Source organism: Sandarakinorhabdus sp. (assembly GCF_032115815.1).
GTDB lineage: Bacteria > Pseudomonadota > Alphaproteobacteria > Sphingomonadales > Sphingomonadaceae > Sandarakinorhabdus.
In genome coordinates, this window is record NZ_JAUMBI010000010.1 from 1 (window position 1) to 1,023 (window position 1,023).

The window sequence follows — 1,023 nt, forward strand, 5'->3', positions numbered from 1 at the left end:
GGCCTTCATTGGCGAGCCGGTGCAGGGCGCTGGCGGCGTCATCATCCCGCCCGCTGGCTACTGGCCCCGCGTCGAAGCCATCTGCCGCAAATATGGCATATTGCTCTGCTGTGACGAGGTGATCTGCGGTTTCGGCCGGCTCGGCCAATGGTTCGGCCACCAGCATTATGGCATCACGCCCGATCTGGTGACGATGGCGAAGGGGCTTTCGTCGGGCTATCTGCCGATTTCGGCGGTGGGCGTTGCCGATTTCATCGTGGCGGCGATCAAGTCCAACCCGGATGATTTCGTCCACGGCTATACCTACTCCGGCCATCCCACGGCGGCGGCGGTGGCGCTGAAGAATCTGGAAATCATCGAACGCGAAGATCTGGTCCGCCGCACGCGGGAAGACACCGGCCCCTATCTGGCACAGCGGCTGGCTGAACTGTCCAGGCATCCGCTGGTAGGCGAGGCGCGCAGCCTGGGCCTGATCGGTGCCGTGGAAATCGTGGCCGAACCGGGCACCAACAGGCGCTTTGGTGGAGGCGGAAAGGCCGGAATCGTGGTACGCGATATCTGCATCGCCAAGGGCTTGATGGTGCGCGGCGTGAAGGATTCGATCGTGATGAGCCCGCCGCTGATCATCAGCCATGCCGAGATCGATCGGATGGTGGACATCATCGCCGCGGCGCTGGACGAGGCCGAACCGGCGTTGCGCGCCCTGTGATGCGACAATTTTAAGGGAGGCCATCATGGCCGATATTGGTGACTGGGTTCGCGACAAGGGCATTTCCGAAGTGGAATGCCTGGTGCCCGACATGAACGGCGTGCTGCGCGGCAAGGTGTTCCCGGCCGCCAAGCTGGTGCAGTTTTCCCGCAACAACGCGCTGCGCCTGCCTTCGTCGATCTTCTCGCTGACGATCACCGGCCAATATGCCGATGTCGATGAACATGTGGAGGCGTTTACCGATCCCGACATGGTGTTGCGCCTTGATCCCACGACGCTGTGCGTGGCGCCGGGTTTCAAGACGCCCACCGCCT

Annotated in this window: 1 protein-coding gene and 1 pseudogene; both read left to right on the forward strand. The window is 62.9% G+C overall.

Going from position 1 to position 1,023, the window contains the following annotated elements:
• Positions 1-709 (forward strand): aminotransferase class III-fold pyridoxal phosphate-dependent enzyme (locus tag RT662_RS00415; protein ID WP_313668198.1); only part of this gene is annotated, 709 nt, incomplete at its 5' end.
• A gap of 25 nt (positions 710-734) precedes the next feature.
• Positions 735-1,023: pseudogene (locus tag RT662_RS00420) on the forward strand (glutamine synthetase); the annotation flags it as partial.